Origin of the sequence: Acerihabitans sp. TG2, from assembly GCF_035013185.1 — a bacterium.
In the GTDB taxonomy this organism is placed as follows: Bacteria; Pseudomonadota; Gammaproteobacteria; order Enterobacterales; family Enterobacteriaceae; genus Acerihabitans.
On record NZ_JAYGJO010000006.1, the window covers coordinates 104,740 to 128,812 of the forward strand.

At 47.6% G+C, this 24,073-nt stretch carries 23 protein-coding genes; 14 read left to right on the forward strand and 9 right to left on the reverse strand.

Annotated features, from left to right (window positions below; genetic code table 11):
• Window positions 1-141: 141 nt before the first annotated feature.
• On the reverse strand, window positions 142-1,440 hold the full coding sequence (locus SJI19_RS07520) for an MFS transporter (protein ID WP_323477640.1): 1,299 nt from the start codon (window positions 1,438-1,440) through the stop codon (window positions 142-144).
• Between the two features lie 567 nt (window positions 1,441-2,007).
• Here SJI19_RS07520 and uxaC point away from each other — a divergent pair.
• The 4 genes from uxaC to SJI19_RS07540 all read left to right on the forward strand — a co-directional run bounded on the left by uxaC (window position 2,008) and on the right by SJI19_RS07540 (window position 7,229).
• The gene (gene uxaC / locus SJI19_RS07525) at window positions 2,008-3,417 is read left to right on the forward strand and encodes a glucuronate isomerase (protein ID WP_323477641.1); all 1,410 of its coding nucleotides are present in this window, start codon (window positions 2,008-2,010) and stop codon (window positions 3,415-3,417) included.
• Between the two features lie 216 nt (window positions 3,418-3,633).
• Window positions 3,634-5,085 carry a tagaturonate reductase gene (locus tag SJI19_RS07530; RefSeq protein ID WP_323477642.1) on the forward strand — a complete coding sequence of 484 codons (1,452 nt, stop codon included), beginning with the start codon at window positions 3,634-3,636 and terminating at the stop codon, window positions 5,083-5,085.
• A gap of 18 nt (window positions 5,086-5,103) precedes the next feature.
• Window positions 5,104-6,591, forward strand: a complete 1,488-nt coding sequence (locus SJI19_RS07535; RefSeq protein WP_323477643.1) for an altronate dehydratase family protein — start codon at window positions 5,104-5,106, stop codon at window positions 6,589-6,591.
• Between the two features lie 95 nt (window positions 6,592-6,686).
• On the forward strand, window positions 6,687-7,229 hold the full coding sequence (locus SJI19_RS07540; RefSeq protein ID WP_323477644.1) for a YgjV family protein: 543 nt from the start codon (window positions 6,687-6,689) through the stop codon (window positions 7,227-7,229).
• On the opposite strand, the gene SJI19_RS07545 is transcribed toward SJI19_RS07540, so the two are convergent.
• Window positions 7,226-8,167, reverse strand: a complete 942-nt coding sequence (locus SJI19_RS07545) for a TerC family protein (RefSeq protein ID WP_323477645.1) — start codon at window positions 8,165-8,167, stop codon at window positions 7,226-7,228. The two genes, SJI19_RS07540 and SJI19_RS07545, sit on opposite strands and share 4 nt — an antisense overlap.
• A 175-nt stretch (window positions 8,168-8,342) precedes the next feature.
• Window positions 8,343-9,341 carry a Gfo/Idh/MocA family oxidoreductase gene (locus SJI19_RS07550; RefSeq protein ID WP_323477646.1) on the reverse strand — a complete coding sequence of 333 codons (999 nt, stop codon included), beginning with the start codon at window positions 9,339-9,341 and terminating at the stop codon, window positions 8,343-8,345.
• Window positions 9,342-9,540: 199 nt separating this feature from the next.
• Here SJI19_RS07550 and rlmG point away from each other — a divergent pair, with 199 nt between their 5' ends.
• Window positions 9,541-10,668, forward strand: a complete 1,128-nt coding sequence (gene rlmG, locus SJI19_RS07555) for a 23S rRNA (guanine(1835)-N(2))-methyltransferase RlmG (protein ID WP_323477647.1) — start codon at window positions 9,541-9,543, stop codon at window positions 10,666-10,668.
• A 102-nt stretch (window positions 10,669-10,770) separates the two neighbouring features.
• Window positions 10,771-11,070: a hypothetical protein gene (locus SJI19_RS07560; protein WP_323477648.1), complete on the forward strand. Its 300-nt coding sequence runs from the start codon at window positions 10,771-10,773 to the stop codon at window positions 11,068-11,070.
• A 6-nt stretch (window positions 11,071-11,076) separates the two neighbouring features.
• Here the strand turns inward: SJI19_RS07560 and SJI19_RS07565 are convergent, their stop codons facing one another.
• Entirely contained in the window at window positions 11,077-12,381 is a 1,305-nt protein-coding gene (locus SJI19_RS07565; RefSeq protein WP_323477649.1) for a hypothetical protein, read from the reverse strand.
• A gap of 573 nt (window positions 12,382-12,954) precedes the next feature.
• Here SJI19_RS07565 and SJI19_RS07570 point away from each other — a divergent pair.
• The 3 genes from SJI19_RS07570 to SJI19_RS07580 all read left to right on the forward strand — a co-directional run bounded on the left by SJI19_RS07570 (window position 12,955) and on the right by SJI19_RS07580 (window position 16,663).
• Window positions 12,955-14,616 carry a methyl-accepting chemotaxis protein gene (locus SJI19_RS07570; RefSeq protein ID WP_323477650.1) on the forward strand — a complete coding sequence of 554 codons (1,662 nt, stop codon included), beginning with the start codon at window positions 12,955-12,957 and terminating at the stop codon, window positions 14,614-14,616.
• Window positions 14,617-15,000: 384 nt separating this feature from the next.
• The gene (locus SJI19_RS07575) at window positions 15,001-15,462 is read left to right on the forward strand and encodes a DUF5680 domain-containing protein (RefSeq protein ID WP_323477651.1); all 462 of its coding nucleotides are present in this window, start codon (window positions 15,001-15,003) and stop codon (window positions 15,460-15,462) included.
• 319 nt (window positions 15,463-15,781) lie between these two features.
• On the forward strand, window positions 15,782-16,663 hold the full coding sequence (locus SJI19_RS07580; RefSeq protein ID WP_323477652.1) for a PhzF family phenazine biosynthesis protein: 882 nt from the start codon (window positions 15,782-15,784) through the stop codon (window positions 16,661-16,663).
• Between the two features lie 84 nt (window positions 16,664-16,747).
• On the opposite strand, the gene SJI19_RS07585 is transcribed toward SJI19_RS07580, so the two are convergent.
• Entirely contained in the window at window positions 16,748-17,302 is a 555-nt protein-coding gene (locus tag SJI19_RS07585; RefSeq protein ID WP_323477653.1) for a helix-turn-helix domain-containing protein, read from the reverse strand.
• 86 nt (window positions 17,303-17,388) lie between these two features.
• Here SJI19_RS07585 and SJI19_RS07590 point away from each other — a divergent pair, with 86 nt between their 5' ends.
• Together SJI19_RS07590 and SJI19_RS07595 are read left to right on the forward strand one after the other, a co-directional pair.
• Window positions 17,389-17,910 (forward strand): GNAT family N-acetyltransferase, encoded by a 522-nt coding sequence (locus tag SJI19_RS07590; RefSeq protein WP_323477654.1) that lies wholly within the window; start codon window positions 17,389-17,391, stop codon window positions 17,908-17,910.
• Window positions 17,911-18,133: 223 nt separating this feature from the next.
• Entirely contained in the window at window positions 18,134-18,964 is an 831-nt protein-coding gene (locus SJI19_RS07595; RefSeq protein ID WP_323477655.1) for an N-acetylmuramoyl-L-alanine amidase-like domain-containing protein, read from the forward strand.
• Window positions 18,965-19,020: 56 nt separating this feature from the next.
• On the opposite strand, the gene SJI19_RS07600 is transcribed toward SJI19_RS07595, so the two are convergent.
• From SJI19_RS07600 to SJI19_RS07610, 3 genes are all read right to left on the reverse strand, one after another.
• The gene (locus SJI19_RS07600) at window positions 19,021-19,218 is read right to left on the reverse strand and encodes a hypothetical protein (protein ID WP_323477656.1); all 198 of its coding nucleotides are present in this window, start codon (window positions 19,216-19,218) and stop codon (window positions 19,021-19,023) included.
• Window positions 19,219-19,913: 695 nt separating this feature from the next.
• Window positions 19,914-20,303: a nuclear transport factor 2 family protein gene (locus tag SJI19_RS07605; protein WP_323477657.1), complete on the reverse strand. Its 390-nt coding sequence runs from the start codon at window positions 20,301-20,303 to the stop codon at window positions 19,914-19,916.
• 101 nt (window positions 20,304-20,404) lie between these two features.
• On the reverse strand, window positions 20,405-20,683 hold the full coding sequence (locus SJI19_RS07610; protein WP_323477658.1) for a YrhK family protein: 279 nt from the start codon (window positions 20,681-20,683) through the stop codon (window positions 20,405-20,407).
• 333 nt (window positions 20,684-21,016) lie between these two features.
• Between SJI19_RS07610 and SJI19_RS07615 the strand changes: the two genes are divergently transcribed.
• The 3 genes from SJI19_RS07615 to SJI19_RS07625 are packed head-to-tail and all read left to right on the forward strand — an operon-like array spanning window position 21,017 to window position 22,949.
• The gene (locus SJI19_RS07615; protein ID WP_323477659.1) at window positions 21,017-22,279 is read left to right on the forward strand and encodes an ATP-binding protein; all 1,263 of its coding nucleotides are present in this window, start codon (window positions 21,017-21,019) and stop codon (window positions 22,277-22,279) included.
• Window positions 22,280-22,281: 2 nt separating this feature from the next.
• Window positions 22,282-22,536, forward strand: coding sequence for an RloB family protein (locus SJI19_RS07620; protein WP_323477660.1), 255 nt, complete (start codon window positions 22,282-22,284; stop codon window positions 22,534-22,536).
• The gene (locus tag SJI19_RS07625; RefSeq protein WP_323477661.1) at window positions 22,476-22,949 is read left to right on the forward strand and encodes an RloB family protein; all 474 of its coding nucleotides are present in this window, start codon (window positions 22,476-22,478) and stop codon (window positions 22,947-22,949) included. Before SJI19_RS07620 ends, SJI19_RS07625 begins: the two co-directional genes overlap by 61 nt.
• A 565-nt stretch (window positions 22,950-23,514) precedes the next feature.
• On the opposite strand, the gene SJI19_RS07630 is transcribed toward SJI19_RS07625, so the two are convergent.
• Complete coding sequence (locus SJI19_RS07630; RefSeq protein ID WP_323477662.1) at window positions 23,515-23,982, reverse strand: nuclear transport factor 2 family protein; 468 nt, start codon at window positions 23,980-23,982, stop codon at window positions 23,515-23,517.
• Window positions 23,983-24,073: the final 91 nt, after the last annotated feature.

Here is a 24,073-nt window from a genome sequence, read left to right on the forward strand (position 1 = left end):
AATAGTTAATGTCAAATCTATGGTGCCTAACACGAACTTTTAAAAAAAATCCCCGGCAATGCCTATGTGCATACGCCGGGGACCCTTTAGGTTTTTGTCACTGCAGTGTGCCGTAGAGGCGTAATGACGGCACCGGAGCAGTTAACTATGGGCCGGTTTAAGCGGCTCTTGCCCTTCAATCAATTCGATCACCGGACGATTTTGCAATATGGTCCACACCGCCAACACGGCCAGCAGGTCAAATACCGACAGTACCGCGAACAGCGGACTGAAACCCAGGGTATCGGCCAAAGCACCGACCACCAGGGCAAACATCGTACTGGCCGTCCAGGCCGCCATACCGGTCAGACCGTTGGCGGTAGCCACTTCGTTACGGCCGAAAACGTCGGACGACAGCGTAATCAGTGCACCGGACAGGGACTGATGGGCAAAACCACCAATACACAATAAGCCAATGGCAACATAAGGACTGGTAAACAGACCGATCAGGCCTGGGCCAATCATCAGGAAACCACCTAGCGTCACCACCAATTTACGCGAAACGATCAAGTTAACACCGAATACCCGTTGGAAGAACGGAGGCATATACCCGCCAAGCACGCAGCCAAGGTCGGCAAACAACATTGGCATCCAGGCAAACATCGCGATTTCTTTCAGGTTAAAGCCGTAAGCCTTGAACATAAACAGCGGGATCCAGGCATTAAACGTCCCCCAGGCTGGTTCAGCCAGGAAACGCGGGATGGCAATGCCCCAGAACTGACGATTTTGAATAATCTGCCAAGCCGACATTTTTTTGCCGTTATTGACCTGATGTTGTGCTTCCTGACCACCAAGAATATAGTCGCGTTCTTCATCACCCAGGTGTTTCTGATTTTTGGGATGTTTGTACAACACCAGCCAGGAAATAGCCCAGGCCAGACTCAGTGCACCAACGATGACAAATGCCAATTCCCAGCTATGAACCAGAATCGCCCAAACCACCAACGGCGGTGCAAGCATCGCACCAATAGAGGAGCCAACGTTGAAATAACCTACGGCAATGGAACGCTCTTTGGCCGGGAACCATTCGCTGCTGGCTTTCAGGCCGGCGGGAATCATTGCGGCTTCCGCCATACCCACTGCGCCGCGGGCAATCGCCAAACCACCCCAACTGCCGGCCAACGCGGTTGCCATACACATTAACGCCCAAACGATGGCAAACACGGCATAACCCACTTTTGTACCCAGTAAATCCAATATATAGCCGGCTACCGGCTGCATGATCGTATAGCATGCAGAGTAGGCGGCAATGATGTAGGAATATTGCTGAGTGGTTATATGCAGTTGCCCCTGAAGTGTCGGAGCTGCCACTGCAATAGCATTACGCGTCAGGTAACCCAGCACCGTACCAACGGTGACCAGGGCGATCATATACCAGCGTAACCCTTTGATTTTACGCATTACCACTTCTCCCAATGAGTATGAGCTATCATCACCACTACCCAGTTATAATGGGGATGACGGATATAGAGTTCGCCGACGGGCGTGAAGCCCTTCGGGTAAATACATCATTTAACGACCCGTTAGCACGTGTAGCTCACTCGCGCCTTGCCAACGCGAACCCCGCCGACGTGATAACGTGGTATACCAATTTCAGACGTACCGGCCCAACCAATTGTCGCCGGATAGCCCTTATCGACCTGACCGCCAAACAAATTCATGACCCAAATTGCGATCATGATGATAAAAAGATTGAGCCAAGGCTCAATGTGGCGCTACGATAACTTGTCATACAGATTTAAAAGTTGAGAGCCATCACAAAAACCATCTTTAATTTAAGGGATAATAAGCTGTCCCGTTAGCCGGGCTTTTGCCCGCAACTGACATCTAAATGTTGAGTTTTTGTTGATTTTGGCAGTAAATGGTTTATCTATCCCAGTGGATTCGGTGATTTTCTGCCAAATTGGTATAATATCTTTCAACATTTTAGAAACATTACTCAATAAGGTAGAAGGTGAGGAGCCTGAAATGTCCCAGTTTTTGACTGAAGATTTTTTATTGGATAGCGAATTCGCTCGTCGTTTGTATCATGAATACGCTGTTGATCAGCCGATCTACGACTTCCATTGTCATTTGCCGCCAGAACAGATTGCGGAAGATTACCGCTTTAAGAATTTGTATGATATCTGGTTGAAAGGCGATCACTATAAATGGCGCGCCATGCGCACTAACGGCGTAGCTGAACGCTTTTGCACCGGCGACGCTGACGATTGGGAAAAATTCGAAGCCTGGGCACAGACGGTTCCACACACTATTGGTAACCCACTGTTCCATTGGACGCACCTGGAACTGCGTCGTCCGTTTGGCATTACCGACAAATTGCTGTCTCCCGCCACGGCGCGTGATATCTGGAATCGCGGTAATGAGATGTTGGCGCAGGATAACTTCTCCGCCCGCGGTATCATGAAGCAGATGAACGTGAAACTGGCCGGCACCACTGATGATCCGATCGATTCGCTGGTGCATCACAAAGCCATCGCTGACGATGCCGAATTCAATATTAAAGTATTGCCGAGCTGGCGCCCGGATAAAGCCTTTAATATTGAAGCCGTCGGTTTTAATGATTATATGAAACTCCTGGAAACCGCGTCCGATACCGCGATCACCGGTTTCAGCCAACTGTGCGACGCCCTGAAAAAACGGTTAGACCACTTTGCCGCCCACGGTTGTAAAGTGTCGGATCATGCGCTGGATGTGGTGGTTTATGGTGAAGCGGATGATCGCACTCTGGATGGCATTCTCGCCCGCCGCCTTGACGGCAAGCTGCCTTCCCCGCAAGAAATCGCCCAGTTCCGCACTGCCGTGTTGATCTTCCTTGGCAGCGAATACACCCGTCGTGGCTGGACGCAGCAATACCATATTGGCGCGCTGCGCAGCAATAACAGCCGTTTACTGGCGCAACTGGGTCCCGATACCGGTTTTGATTCCATTAATGACCAGCCGGTAGCCATGGCGTTATCCCGTCTACTCGACGCCCAGGCAAAAAACAATGCCCTGCCGAAAACCATTCTTTATTGCCTGAATCCGTCAGATAACGAAGTTATCGGTACCATGATTGGTAACTTCCAGGGTGAAGGCATGCCGGGCAAAATGCAGTTCGGTCCCGGCTGGTGGTTCAATGACCAGAAAGATGGCATGGAACGTCAGATGCTGCAATTGGCCAACCTGGGCCTGTTAAGCCGCTTTGTTGGTATGCAAACCGACAGCCGCAGTTTCCTTTCTTATACTCGCCACGAATATTTCCGTCGCATCCTGTGCCGTATGCTGGGCCATTGGGTTGAGTCCGGCGAAGCACCGGCAGATATTCATCTGTTGGGCGATATGGTCAAAAACATCTGTTTCGACAACGCGAAAAACTACTTCGCTATCGAATTGTGATGATTGCGGGCAGGCCATCGGTCTGCTCGGTTATGGTTGAATGACCCTATAGCTTTCGAGCTGCAGGAAGGCGGTATGTGAAAAAACCTGCTGAGCTTACTCAAGTCAGTGATTAAGGTGAATGCGTACCGCCACCTTACTTGCAACGCGAAAGACAAAGGGTATATGAGATGTTTTATCACCCGAGGGCGGGTAATTTCGTAAGGTATATTTCGAATGCAAACGTTAAATCGTCAAAATTTTCCTGGTCGCCAGTATACGGATCGCGTGATTCAGTTCGGCGAAGGCAATTTTTTACGGGCTTTTATTGACTGGCAGCTTGACCTTCTCAATGAACACACCGACCTTGATGCCGGTATCGTGATCGTTCGTCCAATCAATACCGATTTCCCGCCGTCGTTATCTACCCAGGACGGCCTGTATACTACCGTGATTCGCGGGTTGAATGAACAAGGTGAAGCGGTGCGCGAACCTCGCTTGATCCGTTCGGTTAACCGTGAAATCAACATTTATCATCAATTTGATGAATATTTGGCTTTGGCGCATGATGCCAATATCCGCTTTGTCTTCTCCAACACCACTGAAGCCGGTATCAGCTATCATGCGGGTGACAAACTGACCGATACGCCGCCGGTAAGTTATCCGGCTAAATTGACACGTTTACTTTTTGAGCGCTTCTCACATTTTGACGGTGCTGCCGACAAGGGTTGGGTACTGCTGCCTTGCGAACTGATTGATTATAACGGCGACGCTTTGCAGGAACTGGTACTGCGTTATGCACAGGAATGGGCGCTGCCGGCTGAATTCACCACCTGGCTCAATGAACACAATACCTTCTGTTCCACGCTGGTGGACCGCATTGTTACCGGTTATCCCCGTGGCGAAGTGGACGCTCTGCAAACTGAATTGGGTTATCAGGACACGTTCCTGGATACCGCGGAATATTTCTACCTGTTTGTGATTCAGGGACCGCAATGGTTGGCGAAAGAGTTGCGTCTTGACCAGGTCGAGCTGAACGTACGCATTGTCGATGACATCAAACCTTATAAAGAACGCAAGGTCGCCATCCTCAACGGTGCTCATACGGCATTGGTGCCTATTGCATTCTTGTCCGGTCTGAACACCGTTGGCGAATCCATGAACGACAAGCAGATTAGCGCATTTGTGGAAAAAACCATTGCCGAAGAGATCGTGCCGGTGCTGGATTTACCCCATGACGAACTGACCTCGTTTGCCCAAGCGGTATTAAGCCGTTTCCGCAACCCCTTTATACAACATCAGTTATTGTCCATTTCTTTGAATGGTATGACTAAATTTCGCACCCGCATCCTGCCGCAATTGCTGGCGTATCGTGAGCAGCACGGTGAGCTTCCCGCCCGCCTGACGTTTGCGCTGGCGGCGTTGATCGCGTTTTATCGTGGTAAACGTGCTGATGAAACCTATGCGTTGCAGGATGATGAAAAATGGATCACCCGCTTTAAATCGCTTTGGAGCGGTGTGGACAACGGTGAGGTTGCGTTAAGCACGTTAGTGAATGACGTATTAGAAGATAGCGAGCATTGGGGCCAGGATCTGCTCCTGGTTCCTGGTCTGGCAAAACAGGTGGAAAAGCAGTTGCACGCTATTGTTGATCAAGGCATGCGAGCCGCCGTTTCCGCCTATTGCTGAAAGCAAGAAGGTTACTTCATGAATATTATTAGAATTCATCCGTTAGACAATGTGGCGGTCGCCCTGCAAGACCTCGAGACCAATGAGTCAGTGGACATGGGGGGGATGACCATCACGCTGCCTCAGCCTATCGCCCGGGGGCATAAATTTGCCCTGGCACCCATAGGTGAAGGTGAAATGATCGTCAAATATGGCCTGCCTATCGGCCATGCCCTGCATGATATTGCCCCTGGAGAGCATATTCATTCACAAAACGCCAAAACCAATTTGAGCGATTTGGATGAATATCAGTATCAGCCTGATTTCCAAACTCTGCCGGCACAAATGGCCGATCGTGAGGTCCAGATCTATCGTCGTGCCAACGGTGCCGTGGGTATCCGTAATGAACTGTGGATCCTGCCTACCGTGGGCTGTGTCAATGGTATCGCCAAGCAGATTCAGCAACGTTTTCTCAAAGAGACCTTTGGCGCTGAGGATATCGACGGCGTTCATTTGTTTACCCACCCCTTCGGCTGTTCGCAGTTGGGACAGGATCATGAAAATACCCGCACCATGCTGCAAAATATGGTGCGCCATCCTAATGCCGGCGCGGTGTTGGTCATTGGCTTGGGCTGTGAAAACAACCAGGTGGATGTGTTTCGCACCACGCTTGGGGAATATGATCCGCAGCGGGTCACCTTTATGATCTGTCAGCAGCAAGATGATGAGGTAGAAGCCGGTCTTGAACGCTTGCGCGCACTGTATTTGGCCATGCGCGGGGATAAACGCCAGCCGGGTAAGCTCAGCGAGCTTAAGTTTGGCCTGGAGTGCGGGGGTTCAGATGGTTTGTCCGGCATCACTGCCAATCCACTACTGGGTCGTTTTTCCGACTATGTTATTGCCAACGGTGGAACCTCGGTATTAACCGAAGTGCCGGAAATGTTCGGCGCTGAACGTATTCTGATGAGCCGCTGTCGCGACGAAGCGACGTTTGAAAAAACCGTTCATATGGTCAATGATTTCAAACAATACTTCATCGCCCATCAACAGCCGATTTACGAGAATCCGTCGCCGGGGAATAAAGCCGGCGGCATCACCACCCTAGAGGAAAAATCGCTGGGCTGTACGCAAAAGGCGGGACAGAGCAAGGTGATGGATGTATTGAAATATGGAGAAAGGCTACGGGTGCCTGGGCTTAACCTGGTCAGTGCGCCGGGTAATGATGCCGTGGCGACCAGTGCGCTGGCGGGTGCCGGCTGTCATATGGTGCTGTTCAGCACCGGACGCGGTACGCCTTACGGTGGTTTTGTGCCAACGGTCAAACTTGCTACCAACAGCGAATTGGCCACCAAAAAGCCGCATTGGATTGACTTTGACGCCGGGCAGCTGATTCATGGCGTGGCAATGGACGATGTCTTAACGCAGTTCGTCGATCTGATCGTCGCCATCGCCGATGGCAAGCATAGTCGTAACGAAGTCAATGACTTCCGCGAGTTGGCTATATTTAAAAGCGGTGTCACGTTGTAAACGTATCCATAACTCCATAGAATAAGAACGGCGTTTCATTTATTTGAATCGCCGTTTTCTTTTCACTCTCCTCGGATAGACAGGACCACCATTCCATGAGCCTTTACTGGTTTGCCCAAGCAGTTGGGGGGCTGGCATTTATTGTTGGCATCACCATGTTTGTTAAACGTGACGATCGCAAATTTAAATTACAGCTGGCGTTATACAGCCTCATTATCGGCTGCCATTTCTTTTTGATGGGGGCCAACGCCGCAGGCACGAGCGCGGTATTGAACTCGGTGCGCACAGTGATCTCCACCCGCACCCGCAGTATTATCGTCATGTTTGTGTTTATCACTCTCACGCTGGCTCTGGGCCTGTCAGAGGTTAAACATGCCGTCGAACTGCTGCCGATTATCGGCACGGTCATGAGTACCTGGGCGCTGTTTCGCACCAGCGGGCTGACTACCCGCTGCGTGATGTGGTGTTCTACTGCCGGCTGGGTGACCCATAATATCTGGCTTGGCTCCATTGGCGGCTCGCTGATCGAAGGCAGTTTTTTAATTGTCAACGGCTTCAATATTATTCGGTTCCGCCGTATGCAACTGCGTGGCATCGACCCGTTTGTGGCAGAAAATAGAGCCGCGAAGGTGCGCTAAGGCACCCGACGCTGGTTAACCCAGACGTTAATTAGCAAGGTGCCCACTAAAATAGTGGCCACCATGCCAAGTGATAGCGCGATAGGAATATGAATAATATCCACTATCATCATCTTGATGCCGATAAATACCAGAATCAGCGCCAGGCCATATTTTAGCAACGAGAAACGCTCAGCAACCCCGGCCAGCATAAAAAACATGGCGCGTAGCCCCAGAATGGCGAACAGATTCGAGGTCAGCACAATAAAAGGATCGGTGGTGACGGCAAAGATCGCCGGGATGCTATCGACCGCAAAAATCACGTCGCTCAACTCCACCAGAATCAACACCAACATCAACGGCGTGGCATACAGCAGTCCGTTTTGTCGAACAAAAAAATGTTCGCCATGCAGTTCGCTGGTCAAACGCAAATGCCCGCGCAACCAGCGTACCACCGGTTTATTGTCCAGGTTCGACGCCTGCTCTTTCGCCAACGCCATCTTGATACCGGTAAACAGCAGGAACGCGCCAAAAATATACAGTAGCCATGAAAACTGCGTCACCAGCCAACTGCCACCAAAAATCATTAAGGTCCGCAAGACGATAGCGCCCAACACGCCATAGACCAACACTCGGCGCTGCATCTGCGGCGGTATGGCGAAATAGTTGAACAGCATTAGCCAAACAAACACATTGTCCACCGCCAGCGCTTTTTCAATCAGATAACCGGTCAGGAATGCTAACGCCTGAGTATCCGCGACCCCTCGTCCTTGGGTGAGGGAGAGATACCACCAAAAGATGGCGTTAAACAGCATCGACAACGACACCCAAACCAACGACCACCAGGCGGCACGTTTAAAGGTCATGGCACGGCCTTGCCATAGCAGATCAAGGGCCAGCATGGCCACCACCACCACGGCAAACCCGCCCCACAGCAACGGGGTACCCACGGTATTCATAGCAAATCCTCACATAAAGACAAAAAAAAGGCCAACGTCGTAAAACGCAGGTCGTTTTTCCTGATCCAGGATATGAACCAAGCTCGCTTTACGGCAAGGTCTCACTTACCACACTGGACAGACTTTGTCTGGTTACCCGGTAGCCGGGTGCATCAGCATGGTATTGACGGTCAGTTTACATTGACGGCGGAGCGTCAGCGTCATCAGCCGGGAACACCACGCCAGTTTGTCGCCGGATTTCAGTCAACAGCTTGGCCGTGCTGCGTGACAGTGCCAGACCCGGGTGGTCCACCGCGCCGTTTTCCACCAACGCAGCGAACTGTTCCACTTCATAAAGCATAGTATTACTGTGCTGTGGTTGTGTCAGATCCTGTTTATTTTCGCCGCGCGGCACCAATAGGATCTGCTGGCATTCGGACATTTTTTCAATGATCAGCGACGCGTCTTCGCCCTGAATTTCGCTAGGCAACACCGTTTGACTCACCTTGGAGTGGCTCACGGTGACATCGAAGTCGCCATAGTTCAGGCATACCGTACCGTGGCCGTCGACACCGCTGGCCAGCAGTGACGCCGTGGCATACAACGACCGGGGTTCCCCCCACAGCGCTACTGCGCTTGCCAGCATATAAAAGCCGATATCCATGATTGAACCGTTGGAAAATGACGGATCAAAGGTATTGGGATGTTCACCCGCCAGATACGCAGGATAGCGCGAGGAGTACTGGCAGTAATTCAGCCAAACCTTACGGATTTTACCTATGCGGGGCAGTGCGTGGCGCAACGCCAGAAAATTGGGCAAATAGGCGGTTTTGAACGCTTCAAACAGTACCACCCCATTATCTTTGGCGGCGGCAATCATCTGCTCCACCTCCCGTAAATTGGACGCCAGCGGTTTTTCACAGATCACATGTTTACCCTGATGAAGAAATAGCAACGCTTGCCGATAATGAAAAGCATTGGGGCTGGCAATATAGACCGCGTCAATAACCTCTGACGCCGCCAACGCCTCCAGCGAATCAAAATAATGCTGGACCGGATAGTCGATGCCAACGTGTTGTGCTTGCTCAATCCGGCGTGAATAAATGGCAGTCAGCTTCAGCCTGCCACTCTCATGCGCGGCATCAATGAATTGGCGGGTGATCCAATTGGTACCTATTATAGCGAAGCGAATCATAGCGGGTGAGTTTCCTAGGCGTAAGGGATGGGCATTAAGATTAACACGCTATACCTGTTATCATTCAAGTGGCAGGTGCGTAGGTTGCATGGCAATACTCGGCCCCATCGGTGGTTTTATGCGGTTAACGCAAAAAGGGGTTTACTGATGCGGCATTTTAAAGGATAAACACCACAATTTTATTTTTCAGGAATGGCTTATGAGCCGCTTTGATTCTGTCTGTGGGGGGTTAGAACTCGATCGTTACCCACTGAACGCTGCCGCCGACAATTTGCAGGCTTGGGATGCAGCAGACGAATATCTGTTGCAGCACTGCGTAACCCTCAAGCCGCAGTCCGGACCGACGCTGCTCTTTAATGATGGTTTCGGTACGCTGGCTTGTGCCTTGCAAGACCGATGTCCGGTTAGCATCGGCGACTCTTTTCTTAGCCAGCTAGCCAGCCGGCATAACCTGCAAAAAAATCCGGTGACCGGCGGTCAGGTCCAGTTCCTTGATAGCTTGGCACCCTTGCCCGATGCGCCGGCGCTGGTGTTAATCAAATTGCCCAAGACGCTGGCGCTGCTTGAGCACCAATTGTATGCTATACGTCAGGTGGCCGTGCCCGGGACGCTGATTATCGCCGCCGGCAAAGTGCGGGATATCCATAATTCTACCCTGCAGCGCTTTAGCGATATCGTGGGGCCGACCCGCACCTCGTTGGCCAAAAAGAAAGCCAGGTTGATTTTCAGCCAACCCACTGCACCTGTTGGTGTGGCGCGCGATCAAAGCTGCACCTGGCCGCTTGAAGATACCCCGTATCAGATCCAAAACCACGCCAACGTGTTCTCCCGTAGCTCGCTGGATATCGGCGCCCGATTTTTTATGCAGCATCTGCCGACAGGACTGAACGGGACGCTGGTGGATTTAGGCTGCGGTAACGGTGTTCTGGGGTTGAGCGCGTTGCAGTTAAATCCACAGGCCGACGTGCATTTTGTTGACGAATCCTATATGGCAATCGCCTCAAGTCAGATTAATATACAACGTAATCGTCCGGCTGACCTGGGACGCTGCCAGTTTAACGTCGGTAATGCCTTGGCGGGCTATGACGCCAATTGCCTGCAGGCGGTATTGTGCAATCCGCCGTTTCATCAACAGCAGGTCATTACCGATCATATCGCCCGAGAGATGTTCAGTGAGGCGAAACGGTGTTTGCGCATTGGGGGCGAATTACGCATCGTCGCCAATCGCCATCTGGATTATTATCATAAGATTAAACAGCTATTTGGTAACTGCACTACACTTGGGGCGAATCCGAAGTTTGTGGTGTTACGCGCGGTCAATACCTGAATCCGCCTGGGTGGGGCAAGTGTAAAAAACGGTGAGTATAATGAATTGTTGGAATGAGTAACCTTCTCCATACGTTGCCAAGATCATATTTAAGGAACGATTATGCTGTTGCAAGAGTTTGAAACCCGGATAAACGATGCCTTGACGGCGTTGGAGCAAAGCGTCGGACGGTATCATCAGCTTTGGCAGCAAGACCAGCAGACGTTGCAACAGCAGTTAGATTTAAGCCTGCGCCGCGAGGAAAAGCTACGCCAACAGAATGCGCTGCTGGTGAGCCAATTGAATAATATGGACAGTTCGCCTGATCGCAACCCGCTGATACACAAAATGAAAATATTAAACTCTCACATCGACGCCTTGGCGCAGGATGCCACGGCATTTCGCCAGTCACTGCCGCAGTAGGATGCGTCAATCCGTTTGTATTATCCTGCGACGCTCCCCATGCCGGTAGCCTAGGCATGAGTGATGGCGTAGGCTGTCCCAAAGGTCATTAAAGCAGTTGGCCGAAGCCGCCGCCTCTTCCGGTGGGCTTTCGTTCTGTGGGTCATAAATCTGCAGCAGGCCGCCAATATCGTGATACTGATCCTGGTAACCCGTTTTTATACAATCCAATGTAAAAAAAATCCGCAATAGGCTGCTTGCTGCCAAGGTATCATGATTGACTTTTTCTTTGAGTTTTTCTAGATTATCGACGTATTGACGAAAAAGAAGGTGTGTGCCATCCGCGGTGCTGAACAGGTATTCTGCAGATAACGTACAAAGCCGAAAAAAATTATAGGTATGGATAGCACAATCATTTTCCCATTGAAACGCCATACCATGATAAAAAAACTCTCTATACATGTTATTCACAATCAGTGAATTAATCAGATTTTCCTTATATTCATTTCGTTCGGCACTTTCCCAGCTGTCAAATAGGTAAAATTTGAAACCCTGATCAATTCTTAACGCGACCACTGGGCTGATATGGCTGCTCGATGGACTTAAGCCACTCGGGTTAATATCAATACAGTGCAATGGGATCATCAGTTTCTGGCCAGGTTGCAACCGACTTAAGTTTGCCCGGGCGAGTTCGCTAAATGTATTGGCTTGTGCTTTCAGGTAATGGTTTGGTTGATCATGAAAAGGATCACTGTTGGACTGATAAAGCAGGGTAGGGGTAGAAAAGAAGTCACGGTGGGTTTTGGACAATAGGTAGATAGCCTGGTCAATAATATAGGTTTCAACGGTTATGGCCGCAGTGGTAATCATTTTTAGCTCGCCAGGTATCGTGACATGATCTGTTGCTGCACACGCGACATGAACGCCGCTTTGCCGGGTTTCATGCTCATCTATCAGCACCAGAGCAAGGTTGTAGAGCTTGTTTTTAGTGGGTTCGTCCACCTCGGCCAGACTAAGCCAGTCGGCTAACAGCGAAAAAAACGTACGGCGAGTCTGGGATGATGTCATGTCCAGTCGTTCCACGGTTGACGCCATCATTACGTGAGCATTGCTCAGCGTTAAGGTCAAATAATCTCTTGCTAACAGCGTCTGCGCACTGGCCAGATCGGCTTGCGTTACCACGGCGTCCAACAGTCTTATATAGGCTATCTTCTTTTTTGGTGCGGTTCGAGAGGTGTTTTTTTTAGCAGTAGGATCCGATTCGTCATCCATCAGACGTTGTGATAAAAACTGCTGGGCCATCAGATGACCGCCGAGAACTGAATTTAACATATCAATCCAAATTATTAATTAATTAATAATAAACACCAAAAAATTACGTGATTGAATGCGTCGGTGATTATCATAAAATAACAACCTGTGACCTGGTGACCTCAGATTGTTCATTGACTGTCCAGTAAATCAAAAAAAGAAGCCATTGAAAATAACCCAATAAGTAATATCTTCATGACCGTGATACGCAATGGTCTTTTTAATTTATTTTCCAGTAAGTTATATGCCTGGCTCGACAATGGTGCTATGTTAAAATAAAAAAATCTGTTTTTTTTACTGCTGACGGATATTCAGGATGAACACGGCTGTTTGCCATAAAGCAATGGTGATTATCTTGGTTTACTTCATTCTTTTGAGTAATGTCTTATTTTTGCAATAAATGATCAATCCACTCTAATTTTTGTACAAATCTTGCCGATATACCTTGGAATGTCAGTATAACAAGACATATTTCCAGAAGGCACTCCTCATAGGTATTACTGACAGCAAATAAGGTAATACGGCGATGTAACACCCTCATCGCAGGCGAGGCAGTCGGATGTGCAACAGGCGAAAAATGATCAGGAAGGCCTTATGAATTTTTTGAAAAATACTAAAATCAGGATTATTTTATTACTTATCCTCGTTATTTTTTCTTTGTTATGGGCCGCGGTATCGACATTCACCTTGTCTTCGCTCAATCAGGTCAATGAGACGTTGCAGTTGAGTGACAACCATCAGCTCAATGGGGATGTCATCAATGGTGCCAACGATCATTATTATCGTTTGGTGACCACCATGGAACGTGCCGTCAGGGATGCTAAAATCAGTGAGAAAGCCAGCTATGACAAGGAAATGGCGGCGGCCAAAGTGGAAATAGACGGCATTGATCAAGGACTAAAGCAGTTTAAGGTCATGGATCACGGCACGTTACGTCCCGAGTTGGTCGACAGAATTTATAACAGTTCCCTACAACTGTTTACCCAGGGCATGCTGCCGCTCTACCAATCGATAGAAGAGGGCCGTTACGACGCGTTTGACCGCGATCTGGAACGCACATATTTGCCACTGCGCCTCGGTTTCACTGCCGCCATCAAGGAATACAATGCCGAGATAGTGAGTATCAGAGAGCAGGCTAATGTTCGGATTAACCTGTTGGTCAGTTGGTGTCAACGCACGCTGATCGCCGCACTGATCGCCGGTATCCTGCTTATGCTGGCAACCGATCGTTATTTGGCAAAGTACCTGGTTAAGCCACTTGATGCCCTGAAGTTCTATTTTCGCGAGCTGGCCGCTGGACGGCTAAGCGTGAAAATCGACGATTTAGGCCGCAACTGCGTGGGTCAACTGATTCCTTTTCTGCTGGAGATGCAAACCAATTGGATCAGCACAGTCACCAACATTCGCACCAGCGCCCATGCCATTTATCAAGGGTCGAACGAGATCTCGCTGGGCAATAGCAACCTCGCCTCGCGCACCGAGCAGCAGGCATCCGCCTTGGAGCAAACCGCAGCCAGTATGGAAGAGCTTAGCTCCACGGTAAAACAAAATACCGGCAACGCGCATCAGGCCAGTAAATTGGCCGAGACGGCGTCGCAAACTGCCCGCAAAGGTGGTAACAGCGTGCAGGACGTGGTGGAAACCATGGGCAATATCGCGTCCAGCTCACGGCGGATCGTCGATATTATCGGTGTCATCAACAGTATCGCTTTCCAGACCAATATCCTGGCGTTGAATGCCGCAGTGGAAGCGGCCAGGGCCGGTGAACAAGGTAGGGGATTCGCCGTGGTCGCCAGTGAGGTCCGCAATCTGGCAAAACGCAGCGGTGATGCAGCAAAAGAAATTGAAACCTTAATCAGCGAGTCGGTGGAACGGGTGAATATCGGGTCCAAGCAGGTGACCTATGCCGGCGAAACCATGGAAGATATCGTCAAAGCCATTACCCACGTTACTGATATCATGGCCGAGATAGCCTCGGCATCCGATGAACAAAGCAAAGGCATCCAACAAATCGGCCAGGCGGTCACGGAAATGGACAGCGTGACGCAGCAAAACTCCGCCTTGGTACAGGAATCAGCCAGCGCGTCCGCGTCGCTGGAAGAACAGGCGCGCAATTTAACCGAAATGGTGGCCGTGTTCCAATTAGCTGAAGACAAGATTGGCCAAAAAACAAAAACCGTAGTGACGAAAAAACCGCAGGATAACGCCGGTAAGAAAAGTGCCGCTGCGACAGACGATAACTGGCAAACCTTCTAAGCGGCGTCTTGCGGGTATCGCCGTATGTCATCACATCCACTTCGCTGATGAAGTGGATGTGACTACCCCCGTTATCACTCAAATGGTCAGTGCGCTGGTTCCCCCTCCCTATGTAATCATTCCAACCATTAATATGTTTATTATTCAAATAACAATCTAATAGATGATAATAGCGCTGACAGTAATTTATCTGAAAAAAAATAATGCTACAACTCACCTAGATTTAAATTTTTATGAATTATTTTAATTTCACGCATCAGAACAATGTGTATCAGTGCTATGGTTACTTGGCACGGTTGTTTTATTAGCGATTAACCTTAATTCTGCGCCAAGATAATGATGCTATCATAGCGCGCCAACTTCTCACCGAGTAAAAATGAGCCGATGATTGAATTCTTAGTTGAAGCGAATAATTTTCTCTATAGTTTTCCTGAAAATATCATTTTCAGGAACACCGCCAATGGTGATATGAAGCTGGTAGAACACCGGCGAGGTGAGTTTATCTACAGGAATTATATTATTGGAAACCGTACCTTATATGGCACTATTCTGGTGCTCAAAGCAAATAAACCTGTCTGGACCCTAACCTATGACGGTGGGGTGCTAGACATGCTGATGTCGGACGATTCCGTTAGGAAAATTTATACTTTTGTCATAAAAAATGTCTCTAGAGCGACACTTGAATACCCGATCCGAGGACCTAATGAGTATCAAGACGGTAAGTTATATTATTTCAATGGTATCTATGGCAATATCGATAAATTCAATGGCAGCGAGACGGTCATCCTGGAAAATCAGACGCCTATTTACAAATTAAACTATTCCGGCGGCGACATAATATATTAAATAATAAAAATATAATTAATTTTACATCATATCACCCTTGAAGTTATGTGTTGCGTGTTGATCTGACGTGCCGTCCCCCCGTTTAGACGGTGTTCATTTACCTCTTGGTCATCGGTGTAAAACAGCCACAGCGGGTGGGCCTTTGTGGTCACATAAGATCGCTCTTCATCCATCTGTGCCAATACTCACGTCAAAAGGTATCCGTCTTTGCTGAATCAGCAAGTTGAGTGCCGTACTCATTTTTCTCGATAACCTATTGAAAATTTACTAAACTCGATGAATTCAACTTTCCCTTTTATATCACTAAAAAGGATTTGCTATGACTCGCCTGCGTCGTTTTAAACAAGTTGATGTGTTTACTGCCGTTCCGCTCAAAGGTAACCCACTGGCGGTGATCCTTGACGCCGAAGGACTGACTGACGCCGAGATGTTTGCCATGGCGCGATGGACTAATCTTTCCGAAACCACCTTTGTACTGACACCCACGTCACCGGACGCCGATTACCGTGTGCGGATTTTCACTCCCGACAAAGAGCTGTTATTCGCTGGGCACCCCACGTTGGGGACCGCATACGCGTTGTTGCAAGACGGTCTGGTAGCCAAAAAACCGGGGTATCTGGTACAAGAATGCGGCATTGGGCAGGTGTTGGTCAATCGTCTGCAAGGTGGCGGGCTGGCATTTGCTGCACCACCGGCCGTACTAAAACCGCTGTGCGCAGCGCATCATCCTTTGCTTGCCGCTGCGCTGCATGGCGGCAAGATACAGGAGAATGTCACGCCGACAGCAGTGGACATTGGCATTAACTGGCTGATGGTTCGCATGGAAAATGCACAGGAATGCCTTAATATCACGGCAGATGCAACGGCGATAGAACAGTTACAAAAGCAGTTCGGCGTGGACGGTGTCGCGGTGTACGGTTTACACGATGAACAGGGTCCGGCGGATTACGAAGTGCGTGCGTTTATCTTCGAGCAGGATGTGCTGGTAGAAGATCCGGTTACCGGCAGTGCCAACGCCTGTCTGGCGCAGCTTCTCCACGCGGCTGCTTTTCCCGATGGCAGAGGTACAGCTCAGGGTTACCGCGTCCGTCAGGGCACTCAGCGCCAGCGAGATGGACGGGTTACGGTCACGTTTGTTGACGGCAAACCCTGGATTGGTGGCGACACCTGTACATTGATTGACGGCACGCTAGACCTGTGATCAGTGTCCACTAGCGGTTAGCGTCCGGGATGCCTGGGCGCTAACAGATGAATAAACGCCTGTATATAGGGTATGGTGTTGAGATCATTTGTCGCTCATCACCAGTAAATAACGGCACGGTTGTTCACCCGGATTGCTAAAGGTGATCGGCAGATCCACCCCAAACGTCAGCGCGTCGCCAGAAGATAACGTATAATTTTCAGCGCCATAATCAATATTCAGCTTGCCTTCCACCAACCACAGGCGTTGTGTGTAGGCCCGATGACTCCAGCCTGGATAGCTGATGCGCGCGAATCCGGGCAATGTGATTTCCACCAGTTCCGGGCCACCCTGTTTATCGTGTGCGGTCACCTGACGGCGTAAATAGCCGATGTCGGGGTCCTGCCAGACGTCCTGCTGGGCAAACGGGCGCAACGGCGCGGGCGGTGCGTTATCTTCCGTGAGCAACTGTGCCAGTGACACGCCAAGGCTTGCTGCCAAACGGCCTAACAGACTGGCGCTTGGGCTGCTGTCCTGGCGTTCAATTTTCGAAATCATCGCTTTACTGACACCGGCGCTGGCGGCGAGCTGTTCCAGGCTCAGGCCCTGTGCCTTGCGTAATGCCTGCAAGCGCGTAGCAAGCAAGTGGTCGATTGACATAAGGGAATTTCCGTTGTTTACTTTAATGGAATTAATTCTACTATAGTGGAATTTAGCGCATAAAAAAAGCCATCGGAGCGTAACCTATGCAACTGATTACCTGCAGTGAGCGCCAGCATGCGGGCGCGATCCTGGATATTTTTAATGACGCCATCCTGACATCTACCGCACTGTATGATTATAAACCGCGTCATATCGACAGTATGGCCCCATGGTTTGCCACAAAACTGACCCATGACTTTCCGGTGATGGGTCTGGAAGATGAGCAGGGCACACTGCTCGGGTTTGCCAGCTACGGCACGTTCCGCGCCTGGCCGGCCTATAAATATTCGGTCGAACATTCTATTTATATTCATCCAGATCATCGTGGCAAAAGGTTGGGAACCGTGCTGCTTAAGGCGCTGATTGATGCCGCCCGTGAGCGTGAAGTGCATACGCTAATTGGTGCCATCGACGCGCACAACAGCGCTAGCATTGTACTGCATGAAAAAAACGGCTTCCGCCATACTGGGACAATGCCACAGGTGGCCTGGAAATTTGACCGCTGGCTGGATTTGGCTTTTTATCAATTGCTCCTCCCAACACCGTTGAAGCCGGTGGCAGACTGATATCACGGACACCTTTGCTAAACAATGTAGCGGCACATCATCGTTGCGGGTTTACGCCTGAACGAAGGGCTGGCAACAGTATACTGGTGGGGGTGGCAGGTTAACCGGGCTAAAATGCCAACAACGTTAAATGGCGGCTCACCAGTAGCATGATTGTGGATTGAAGTTGATCCGCAGATATGTGATATTTTGCCTATTATGCTAATGTCATTAAGGATAATTGATGAATGTCGATCATACCAACGGTCATGCTTGGTTATTATGTCATGAATCCATGCCCCAAAATGATGAGAGTGATATCGAGTCGGTTGCGCAAAAAAATGATCTGGACGATACGGTGATAGATCCTGCCACCTCGGCAAAGATCAACGCGATAATCGATGACATCGTCATCCCGTGTCGTGATGTTGATACCGGCCAATTACTTAAAATAGTATCACAAGCGTTTTTGGATACGCCTTATCACGCCAACAGGTTAATAGGCTCATTAGCAGAACAAGAGCGACTGGTGGCTGATGTTAGCGGTGTGGACTGTTTTACCCTGCTGGATTATGTCTGTGCGTTGGCCAAATCACACAGTCATTCGGCGTTTATCCACCATCTACAGGCCATAAGATACCAAGGCGGTGAGGTTAACTTTTTAAAACGAAATCACTTTTTTAGCGACTGGTTTGCCAGAAAACCGGCCAATGCAGTGGATATTACGGATAAACTCAGTGCGGATGCTATCACCGTAACAAAGCACCTCAATCGTAAAGGCATCGATGAAGAGTTTATTCCGGGCTTGGGTATCGTCGAACGAGAAATACATTATATCCCAACGGAAAAAATTGATGACGATGTGATAGCCAAACTTAACTCCGGCGATCTTATGGGTATCTATTCCAAATCTCACGGTCTGGATGTCTCGCATGTGGGTTTTTGTATTAAAGACCCGGATGGTGTTTATTTTCGTAATGCTTCATCCCTCGAGCAAAATATGAAAGTGGTGGATTCCCCGTTTGAGCGCTATTTAACCAATAAGCTGGGTATCGTGGTGCTGCGGGTGCTGTAAACTATGTGAGGGCTGAACGCCACCCCTCTGATTATTATTTTCCCCTTAACATCGTTTTACACTGCGGGGCTTTCGTTACCCAAGCCTGATGCGGGCAGCAGCATTTCCAACTGCTGTTGTTTTTCCAGCAGCGTATATAACAGCATTTCTCGGATATCGTCGTCGTCGATTTTGTAGGCTGCGTGAGCTAATGCCTGGCATTGACAGTACACATCGTCGTAGCAGGCCAAGGAGGGATCAAAACGGATTTGCATGGTAGGCACCTTAGTAGTGGGGAACAATCTCACAATCGTTGATATCAGCTCTATAGTTAGCACTAACACTGACTAATTTGAGCCGCTGTTGATATAAGACTAATAAGTCAATATATCGTAGTTCAATGATTACTCTTAAACGACATAATATAATCCTCATATCATATCGCTGTTGTCATTCGAAGAGTGAGAGTCCCCACACCGTATTAACGGTGCGGGAGGATTATAAACTGTTATTTTTAAAAAGAGCAAGTAGTATAAAGCATATTTAATACATAATAAGGTAATTAAATTAAGTGATTAAGTGATCAAGTGATCAAGTGATTAAGTGATCAAGTGATCAAGTGATTAAGTGATCAAGTGATCAAGTGATTAAGTGATTAAGTGAATTTAAAGTGTGTTTCTCGGCGTCTTATGGGGAAATGTGCTTATTTAATCTATGAATATTAAATTAATAACATAACTTATTTAAAGAATAGCGTTATTTAATTTAAAGCGTTTTCGCCCTGTCATAAGCACGCGGTTTCAAGTTTGAGGGGTAATACTGGGTTGACCGTGCATGATTTTACGCGCGAAGACCTCAGATGGTGTTTCATCGCTGAGGCATTTACGCGTGTAGAGGTGTGTCGTGCCGCGCCACATCGGGTGAAACGTGCTTTAGGCAGGGAACCGCCAACGACGATATGTGGGGATGGTTAGGCGTTAAAAAAGCGCTCCATTATCGGAACATCGGAAAGATAGGTGTCAATCCGCTTGATAAGGCCAGCGTCGACGGCCAGCACGGTTGCCAGTTCTTCGTCGAGCTGCCTGCCGTCAGGTTTGCTTGCCGTATTGTGCAAAGAAAGCGTAATGCCATGCTGGCCGATCAATATATGGTGAAGTTCCGTTTTGATGCCTGAGGCGATGATTGTTTTTACTCGCCTGATGACGGCATCAATACCCACAGCGGTCCCGGAAATTGGGCCATTGCCGGGAAGGTTCCATTCAATATCATTGTGCAAAAGCAGAGCAATGCGTTGGAAATCATGCGCCGCATAGGCAGCCAAAAAGTCTTCAGCAATTTTTTTGTCAATCTGGTTTTTCATGAGGTTGCCTCAAAAAATGGAAAATAAAACACACTAATGCGGATGCCCGTTGATCAACCGACGACTATCTAGCGTGGATACTCGCGGCCTTGATGTCGGCATTAAGGCGAGTCGGCTGGCGCATCCTGCATTTTACGGTAAATATGCCTAATATGAATAAGTTCAGCAAGTTTGATGGCCGGTTTTAGCATCAGTTGCGTACTGCCGGCGATAAAAAGCCAAGTACCATCAAGCGTCAAGCTACCATATAAAAAAAACACGCTACCTATCAGAAACCATAGCGCGATGAAAAAGTCATTCAGCGCCCCCAAGGCTTGATAACGGTGCTTAATCACAATATGTTCCCCAGCGACAGAAAACACGATTTTGTTGTTTAACATAAGACTCCTTTTGTAGCGCTGGTTAATACGTTGGCAGAACCTGGTGCCGCCTAAGCACAGACGGGCATTTTCCGAGTCATGCTACCGTATGAAAAGCATGAGAACACGCGTTCAGGCGAGGAGGGATAGCATTGCGCGCAACATATCGGCCACTGTTTTTATCCGATGAACCTTAACTTAACCGCTGCAGCTCATAAACCTATAATCGCAACAAATACTCAATCAAATGTCATTTTTTGGTTTTTTTTGTCATAAAACGAATCAAAATGATGACATTAACTAAATTTAGATTTATCTTTATGATAAGGCCAAAGACCCACACGGACTAACATCATGATTATTGAATTTTCACTTAAAAATTTTTACTCATTTGCACAGACACAAACGATCTCACTTAACTCTTCTAGGCTCAAAGGATTAGATGCAAGCACGATCAAACTTACCTATCCTAATAAATTAGAACTGTTGCGTTCCGCTGTCATTTATGGCGCTAATGCAGCTGGAAAGTCTAATTTTTTCCTCGGATTACGTGTTATGCACAATATTATTATCAATTCTGCCTCTGAATCTCAAAGCGGCGATGAATTACCTATTGTTCCCTTTAAATTAGATAGTGAATTAATTGATAAACCTAGCGAATTTGAAATTTCTTTTATTAGCAATAATATTAGATATCAGTATGGTTTTACGGCGACTTCAAGCAAGATTCATGACGAATGGTTGTTCGCATGGCCAAAAGGTCGTCCTCAAAAATGGTTTATGCGGGCATGGAATAATAAAAAAAATGAATACGAATGGGAGATGGGTAGTGCATTATTAGGTGACAAGCATGTATGGCAAAAGGCGACCAGATCAAATGCTTTGTTTTTGTCAACAGCGATGCAACTTAATAGCGAACAACTTAAACCCGTATTCGATTGGTTCAAAAATACTTTACGAGTATCAACGCTGGGTGGGTGGAATGAAAAATTCAGTTCATTGATTTGCACTCGAGATAAAAAGGAAGAAGTATTAAATTTTCTCAAAGCGGCTGATGTTGGGATTGATGATATTATTGTGACAAAGGAAAAATTCAACCCTGCATCTCTGCCTAATAGCTTACCTGAAAATCTTAAACAACTGGTAATTAAAAATAATAATGATGTGAATACTTATAAAATTCAAACGGTTCATAAGAATAATAATAACGAATTAATGTTATTTGATTTAAAAGATGAATCAGAAGGTACAAAAAAATTATTTTCTTTAGCGGGGCCATGGCTAGATACTTTAGATAAAGGTCATGTTATCTTTATTGATGAATTAAATTTAAGTTTGCATCCAAAATTAGTCAGGTTTTTAGTCAGTTTATTTAATGATCCTGATAAAAATACAAATAATGCACAATTGATTTTTACCACGCATGAAACTTCAATTCTTAATCAGGAAGTTTTTAGAAGAGATCAGATTTGGTTTTGTGAAAAGGATAATGCCAACGCCACGAAACTATTTCCTTTGACTGACTTCAGTCCAAGAAAAGGTAGAGAAAATATTGAGACATCTTATCTTGATGGTCGTTACGGTGCGATCCCATTTATTAAAAAAATGGAGATGTGAAGATGGGAAGCGATGATTTATTTCACAAAAGAAGGCCAAAATCTACTGCGGATATGCGCAGAAAGAAAGAATCAAAAATAAGTCTCGACAAAATACTTATCGTATGTGAAGGAGAAAAAACCGAACCGATCTATTTTACTGAGTTAAGAGAGTTTTATGAATTAAATACAACCAATGTTATTGAAGTCATTGGTAATTGTGGCTCAAGTCCATCAAGCGTGGTCGCTCATGCAAAAAATTATACAAAGAATCAGTAGTTGCATATGCTCCTTATGACAAAGTTTACTGTGTGATAGATAAAGATGCGCATGTCGATTATTTTAAAGCACTTGATATTATATACAGGGCTAATCCAAAAAATATATTTTTTATAATAAATTCCATACCATGCTTCGAATACTGGTTGCTTTTACATTATAAATACTCAACAAAAAATTATGAAAACTTACCAAACAATAGTTCAGGTAAACAAATAATCCATGAATTAAAGAAATATATTCCGGACTATAAAAAAGCCACCAAAGGATTATTCCGCAAGTTGAATGATAAAGTAGATGCTGCTATAGCGAACAGCCTTAGAGCTAAAAATGCCGCTTTTAACCATGGCACCGATAATCCAAGCACCCTGATTCATGAGTTGATCATCATTTTGCGAAAAATGAAAAAATAAAATGTATCGCCATGAATGATACATAAATGCGCAATTTGGTAACGATAATCCTCCCGCGGATTTGGACATTGTTGATGGGGGACAATGGTGGTTAGCCTTCGTCATTTTTACTGTGACCGCTTTTTCCATGGCGATAGCAGCGGCCCTGAGTGTGCCTCGCGAGGCCAAAACAGCCACTAAAAGCACCCGTGGTCTTCCGCCACTCAATAGTGCGCTTTACGCGTTTGATCATCGCATCTTTCCTGATGGGCGCGTCCAGCACCGCCATTTGGTCATTCTGCAGTCAGCTTGTCATGCTCCGACTAGGCTGGAGTAATGCCGGCGCAGCGCTTCTCTGGATCGGCTTACGATCGGTTATGCTGTGGTCGTTTTCGCCTGTCTCTCCTTTACCATAGGACTCGCACGGGCTGGGAACGGGGTTCTTAAACCCACATAAGCCCAGCACATAATAAGAAGAGGGTGGAAGGAAATTTGGGTGGATTTGGTCCGTGCATCAGTCAATTGGTGTGCGATGATGACTTATTAACGTTATTGGCTTACATCAGGGTTGAGTTTGAGGTATGTGTTAAAAACCATATTCACTAAGGCCTTTAGCTTCATCGGGACGACGTCCTAACGGCCAATGAAAACACCTTTCAGGTTCCTGGATAGGCATATCATTGATGCAGGCAAAACGACGGGTCATCAACCCCTGTTCGTTAAATGCCCAGTTTTCATTGCCAAAGCTGCGAAACCAGTTACCTGAATCATCATGCCATTCATATGCAAAACGCACAGCAATGCGATTTTCATCGTACGCCCATAACTCCTTAATAAGACGGTATTCGAGCTCTCTATTCCATTTGTTTTTTAAAAACGCCACCACAGATTCGCGGCCTTCCACAAAAGTCGTTCGGTTACGCCAGTACGTATCTTTGCTGTACACCAATGATACTTTCTCAGGATCCCGGCTGTTCCAGGCATCTTCCGCTAAGCGGACCTTTAACTCGGCTGTCTTGTGTGTAAAGGGTGGGATAGGTTGTCTGATTTCCATGGTTTTTTCCTCAGTGTATGTAGACAGGGTTGTCTACACAATAATTCATGTAGACAGAACTGTCTACATGAATTATTGTGTACGAGGAGAA

Excerpts from the sequence above, each read along its gene's own strand:
- SJI19_RS07520 (WP_323477640.1), bottom strand. The coding sequence starts at position 1,440 with ATGCGTAAAATCAAAGGGTTACGCTGGTATATGATCGCCCTGGTCACC.
- uxaC (WP_323477641.1), top strand. The coding sequence starts at position 2,008 with ATGTCCCAGTTTTTGACTGAAGATTTTTTATTGGATAGCGAATTCGCT.
- SJI19_RS07530 (WP_323477642.1), top strand. The coding sequence starts at position 3,634 with ATGCAAACGTTAAATCGTCAAAATTTTCCTGGTCGCCAGTATACGGAT.
- SJI19_RS07535 (WP_323477643.1), top strand. The coding sequence starts at position 5,104 with ATGAATATTATTAGAATTCATCCGTTAGACAATGTGGCGGTCGCCCTG.
- SJI19_RS07540 (WP_323477644.1), top strand. The coding sequence starts at position 6,687 with ATGAGCCTTTACTGGTTTGCCCAAGCAGTTGGGGGGCTGGCATTTATT.
- SJI19_RS07545 (WP_323477645.1), bottom strand. The coding sequence starts at position 8,167 with ATGAATACCGTGGGTACCCCGTTGCTGTGGGGCGGGTTTGCCGTGGTG.
- SJI19_RS07550 (WP_323477646.1), bottom strand. The coding sequence starts at position 9,341 with ATGATTCGCTTCGCTATAATAGGTACCAATTGGATCACCCGCCAATTC.
- rlmG (WP_323477647.1), top strand. The coding sequence starts at position 9,541 with ATGAGCCGCTTTGATTCTGTCTGTGGGGGGTTAGAACTCGATCGTTAC.
- SJI19_RS07560 (WP_323477648.1), top strand. The coding sequence starts at position 10,771 with ATGCTGTTGCAAGAGTTTGAAACCCGGATAAACGATGCCTTGACGGCG.
- SJI19_RS07565 (WP_323477649.1), bottom strand. The coding sequence starts at position 12,381 with ATGTTAAATTCAGTTCTCGGCGGTCATCTGATGGCCCAGCAGTTTTTA.
- SJI19_RS07570 (WP_323477650.1), top strand. The coding sequence starts at position 12,955 with ATGAATTTTTTGAAAAATACTAAAATCAGGATTATTTTATTACTTATC.
- SJI19_RS07575 (WP_323477651.1), top strand. The coding sequence starts at position 15,001 with ATGATTGAATTCTTAGTTGAAGCGAATAATTTTCTCTATAGTTTTCCT.
- SJI19_RS07580 (WP_323477652.1), top strand. The coding sequence starts at position 15,782 with ATGACTCGCCTGCGTCGTTTTAAACAAGTTGATGTGTTTACTGCCGTT.
- SJI19_RS07585 (WP_323477653.1), bottom strand. The coding sequence starts at position 17,302 with ATGTCAATCGACCACTTGCTTGCTACGCGCTTGCAGGCATTACGCAAG.
- SJI19_RS07590 (WP_323477654.1), top strand. The coding sequence starts at position 17,389 with ATGCAACTGATTACCTGCAGTGAGCGCCAGCATGCGGGCGCGATCCTG.
- SJI19_RS07595 (WP_323477655.1), top strand. The coding sequence starts at position 18,134 with ATGAATGTCGATCATACCAACGGTCATGCTTGGTTATTATGTCATGAA.
- SJI19_RS07600 (WP_323477656.1), bottom strand. The coding sequence starts at position 19,218 with ATGCAAATCCGTTTTGATCCCTCCTTGGCCTGCTACGACGATGTGTAC.
- SJI19_RS07605 (WP_323477657.1), bottom strand. The coding sequence starts at position 20,303 with ATGAAAAACCAGATTGACAAAAAAATTGCTGAAGACTTTTTGGCTGCC.
- SJI19_RS07610 (WP_323477658.1), bottom strand. The coding sequence starts at position 20,683 with ATGTTAAACAACAAAATCGTGTTTTCTGTCGCTGGGGAACATATTGTG.
- SJI19_RS07615 (WP_323477659.1), top strand. The coding sequence starts at position 21,017 with ATGATTATTGAATTTTCACTTAAAAATTTTTACTCATTTGCACAGACA.
- SJI19_RS07620 (WP_323477660.1), top strand. The coding sequence starts at position 22,282 with ATGGGAAGCGATGATTTATTTCACAAAAGAAGGCCAAAATCTACTGCG.
- SJI19_RS07630 (WP_323477662.1), bottom strand. The coding sequence starts at position 23,982 with ATGGAAATCAGACAACCTATCCCACCCTTTACACACAAGACAGCCGAG.